The following is a 4,153-nucleotide window of genomic DNA, read 5'->3' on the forward strand; positions in this document are numbered from 1 at the left end:
CGGCCGCTTCCGCCGCGCTCCCCGCATCCGGTACGTCCGGAACGTCCGGCACGGGGGCCGCGTCGGCGGGCAGGGCGAGCACGGTGGCCAGGAGGACGGCGGAGGCGGCGGTGAGGGCGGAGCGGGGGGTGCGCGACATGTACCCCAGGCTTCCCTGCCGCCACCGTATTCCGGTCATTACTGGGCGAAACCGCGTAATACCATCACTCGTGAGGATGGGCATCCCGGCGGCGCGACCAGGGCCACTTGCGCCGCTCGGGCACGCCTTCCGGGTCGTACGCGTACACCCAACCCCGCGGCAGCTTCAGCCGCGGGGTGAGGTTCGCCGGCTCCAGCCGGTAGACGTGCACCGTCGGCGGGCCGCCCGCGGGGTCGGGCACCGGCACCTCGTACACCTTCGGCGGCCGGCCCGTGGCGCCCACGTGCACGGCGAGCGTGCGGCCGTCCAGCGGGCCGCCGACGAACGCGGTGTCCTCCGCGCGCACGGCGTCAGCCCTCGCCGAGCAGGTGGGCGGCGTCGGGCAGGAACGGCGCGATCCGGCGTACGAGGTCGCCCGCGGGCCCGTCCGCCGTCTCCAGCTCCAGCGCCCGCCGCAGCACCCGGCCGCACTCCTCGTCGCCCGCGGCGGTGGCGACCAGCAGCGCGATGAAGTGGTCGACGAGCCAGCCGCGCAGCTCGGGCAGCGGCGGCTGCTTGCCCTCGTCCAGCCAGATCAGCGACGCGCCCTCGACCGCCGTGATCCACGTACGGATCATGGTCAGCAGCCGGTGGCCGGGCTCGGGCACCTCGATGTGCAGCAGGATCTGCTCGGCGGCGGAGCGGCGGACCTCGTCCACGATGGCGGTGGTGCGGCTGGTCTGCACGACGCTGCCGCCCTGCAGCAGTGCCTTGAAGCCGGCGTCGTGCTCGTCGACGAAGCCGAGGTATCTGTCCAGGGCGCTGGTGAGGCGCCGGGTGAGCGGGCCCTGCTGCGGCTGGCGGAAGCACAGTTCCAGCTCGTCGGCGGCGCTGCGCAGGGCGGCCTCGTAGAGCTGCTGCTTGCCGCCGGGAAAGTAGCGGTAGACCAGCGGTCGGGAGACCTCCGCGGCGGCGGCGACGTCGTCGAGCGAGACGTCCTCCGGGGCGCGGTGGGCGAAGAGGCCGAGCGCGGCGGCGAGCAGCTGGCTGCGGCGCTGGGAGACGCTCATCCTGCGGTACGCGACCGCCGGCCGGGGCGCGGCGGGGCGGGCTCCCCGGTCGGACGCGGTGCTCATGTCCGGCAGCGTAGCCCGCCCGGCCGGTACCCGGGGGCCCGGGCCGTCCGGGTCCCGTACGACCTGCTGGTACGCGTCCGGCCCCACTCCGCCGGCCCGCTCAGGCCAGCAGGCCGGAGCTGCGCCACAGCCTGCGTCCGACCCCTTGCAGCACCCCGATGTCGTCGAGGAAGTCCGTCAGCCGCTTCGCGCCCGTCTGCATCACCTCGCGCCGGTGCGGACTGGCCTTGACCTGCGCCACCGCCTCCGCGCGGTTCAGGCCCGCGTCCGTGTACACCTGCGGGTTGACGAAGGAGACGGAGAACACCCGCGCCGCCTCACCGGAGGTGAGCCGGGTGAAGTTCCGCTCCCAGCGCGGCGCGGTGAGCATCTGCCGGCGCAGCTCCTCGCGCGCGTACCGGACGTGCCGCGCCTCCTCGACGACGTGGATCCGGGTCACGCCGCGCACCAGCGTCTGGACCCGCTCGTCGGGGAAGACCAGCCGCTGCATCCAGTCGAGGATCTCCTCGCCGAGGAGGGTCGCGGTGAAGGAACCGGGGGTGGTGGACACGGTCTTGAGGATGCGCGCGAGGTTGTGGTGGAAGCGGGAGACGGGGTACGGCTCCGCGCCGCCCTTGCTGATCATCCGGGCGAACATCATCGAGTGCCGGCACTCGTCGGCTATCTCGGTGAGCGCGTAGCGCACGTGGTTGCTCGTGACCGGCTTGTCGTAGATGTGCCGGACGAGCAGCTGCATGAGGATGATCTCGAACCAGATGCCCAGCGAGGCCAGCGACGCCGCCTCCAGCCGGGCCAGCTCCTTCTGCTGCTCCTCGGACATCCGCCGCCACATGGGGGTGCCGTAGAGGGAGACCAGCTCGGGCGGCCAGAACCACTTGCCTTCCTCGATCGGCGCGTCCCAGTCCAGCTCCTTGTCCGGGTCGAAGGAGTGCTTCTCCGACGCCGCGAGGAGCCGTTCCGCGACCTTCTCGCGGTCCTTGAGCGGGCCCAGCGCGTCCGTCAGCGCGAGGTGCCCCGTCGTCGTGGTCATCGCGTCTCCTGGGAGAGTTACCGGCGGTCACCTCTTATGAGACAGCTTGTCAGCAAGCGCGTCAATGCCCCCGACGCGCCTTGTTGACGCGTGGGTAACGTGACCAACCGGCGGGCGCCGGGCGTCAGTCGACGGTGACGATGCACGTGACCCGGCCGTTGGAGCGCTCGGCCTGCTCCTCGCACTGCTCCCTGTTCGCCTCGCTGCTGGAGGCCAGGAGCCAGAAGACGGCGCCGCCGACGAGGAGGAAGATCAGGCCGATGACGATGCCGATCAGGATGTCCTTCACGGCGGCCATCGTAGAAGCGCGCCGGGGGAGCGGTCCCGGGCTTCGTACAGACGCAACGGCGGCTGCCGCACGCCCGGTTCAGCGCAGCGCCGCCCGCATCACCCCGCGCGCGACCGGGGCCGCGCTGCCGCCGCCGCTGATGTCCGCCCGGTCCGCCTCCGCGTCCTCCACGACCACCGCCACCGCCACCCCCGGCACGGCGGTCCGCGGCTTCTGCGCCCAGGAGATGAACCAGGCGTACGGGCTCTCGGAGTTGTCCACCCCGTGCTGCGCCGTGCCCGTCTTCCCGCCGACCGTCAGCCCGTCGACCGCCGCGAGGCCGCCGGTGCCGCCGGTGACCGCGTCGATCATCATCTGCCGCAGCAGCGCCGCCGTCCCCGGGTTCATCGGCGTCTCCTCGTACGCCGGCCGTGTCCGCGCCACCGTCTCGCCGCCGGCGTCCGCGAGCCGGTCCACCAGGTACGGGCGCATCGACCGGCCGCCGTTGGCGATCGTCGCCGCGACCCGCGCCATCTGCAGCGGCGTCGCCCGGGTGTCGTACTGCCCGATGGCCGACAGCGCGACCTGCGCCGGGTCCATCCGCGTGTTGACGTGGCTCGGCAGCACGGGGGAGGGGAGGGAGAGCCCGCCGTCGTTGAAGCCGAACGCCTCGGCGGTCTCCACGATCCGCTCGGTGCCGACGGTCGCGCCGAGCTTCGCGAACACCGTGTTGCACGACTCCGCGAACGCCTCCCGCAGGGGCGCGTCGGCGCAGCCGCTCGACTCGTTGCGCAGCAGGGTGGTGCTGCCGATGAGCCGGTACGGGCTGGGGGTGCGGGTCGGCGCGTCGATGTCGGTGACGACGCCGGACTCCAGCGCCGCCACCGCCGTGATCACCTTGAACGTGGAGCCGGGCGGATACGTCTGCCGGATCGCCCGGTTGAGGAGCGGCTGGGCGGGGTCGTCGGCGAGGCGGTCCCAGGCCAGCGTGGTGGCGGGGGAGTTGCCGGAGAGCAGCGCGGGGTCGTAGCCGGGGCTGCTGACGAGGGCGAGGACGCGGCCGGTGGCGGGTTCGAGGGCGACGACGGCGCCCTTGCGGCCGCGCAGCCCGCGGAACGCGGCCTTCTGCACGGCCGGTACGACGGTGGTGTGCACCTGGCCGCCGGGCTGGCGGCTGCGGGTGAGGTCGCCCCAGAGCGGCAGCGGGGCGAGCCGGCCGTCGGTGCCGGCGAGGACGCGGTCCTCGGCGTCTTCGAGGAGGGTGGCGCCGTAGAGCTGGGAGGCGAAGCCGGTGACGGGGGCGTAGAGGCGGCCGTCGGTGTACGAGCGCTCGTAGCGCAGGCCCTGGCGGGTGTCGGCGGAGCCGGTGAGGCGGCGCCCCGCGGCGTAGATGTCGCCGCGGGGCTGGGCGTAGCGCTCCAGGGCGTGGCGGCGGTTGGCGGGGTTGTGGTCGTACTCGGGGGCGTTGAGCACCTGGACGCGGGCGGCGCCGAGGAGGAGGGCGAGGAAGAGCAGGAGGCTGCAGGCGGCGGCGATGCGGGTGTTGCGGATCACGGGGTGCCGTCCGCGGGGCGGCGGGGCTCGTCGGCCGCGGGGGCGAG

5 protein-coding genes are annotated in these 4,153 nt (G+C 73.7%); all 5 read right to left on the reverse strand.

The genetic code is table 11. From position 1 onward, the window contains the following. Window positions 1-203: 203 nt before the first annotated feature. Entirely contained in the window at window positions 204-485 is a 282-nt protein-coding gene (locus H5J30_RS20090; RefSeq protein ID WP_181788795.1) for a DUF8847 domain-containing protein, read from the reverse strand. Window positions 486-489: 4 nt separating this feature from the next. Beyond that, window positions 490-1,341 carry a TetR/AcrR family transcriptional regulator gene (locus H5J30_RS20095; protein ID WP_181788796.1) on the reverse strand — a complete coding sequence of 284 codons (852 nt, stop codon included), beginning with the start codon at window positions 1,339-1,341 and terminating at the stop codon, window positions 490-492. A 13-nt stretch (window positions 1,342-1,354) separates the two neighbouring features. Continuing rightward, on the reverse strand, window positions 1,355-2,284 hold the full coding sequence (locus tag H5J30_RS20100; RefSeq protein WP_181788797.1) for an AurF N-oxygenase family protein: 930 nt from the start codon (window positions 2,282-2,284) through the stop codon (window positions 1,355-1,357). Between the two features lie 124 nt (window positions 2,285-2,408). Continuing rightward, window positions 2,409-2,573 carry a hypothetical protein gene (locus H5J30_RS20105; protein WP_181788799.1) on the reverse strand — a complete coding sequence of 55 codons (165 nt, stop codon included), beginning with the start codon at window positions 2,571-2,573 and terminating at the stop codon, window positions 2,409-2,411. 78 nt (window positions 2,574-2,651) lie between these two features. Next, the gene (locus H5J30_RS20110; RefSeq protein ID WP_181788798.1) at window positions 2,652-4,106 is read right to left on the reverse strand and encodes a peptidoglycan D,D-transpeptidase FtsI family protein; all 1,455 of its coding nucleotides are present in this window, start codon (window positions 4,104-4,106) and stop codon (window positions 2,652-2,654) included. Between the last annotated feature and the right edge of the window lie 47 nt (window positions 4,107-4,153).

Origin of the sequence: Streptomyces phytophilus (assembly GCF_013870535.1) — a bacterium.
Lineage (GTDB): Bacteria > Actinomycetota > Actinomycetes > Streptomycetales > Streptomycetaceae > Streptomyces > Streptomyces phytophilus.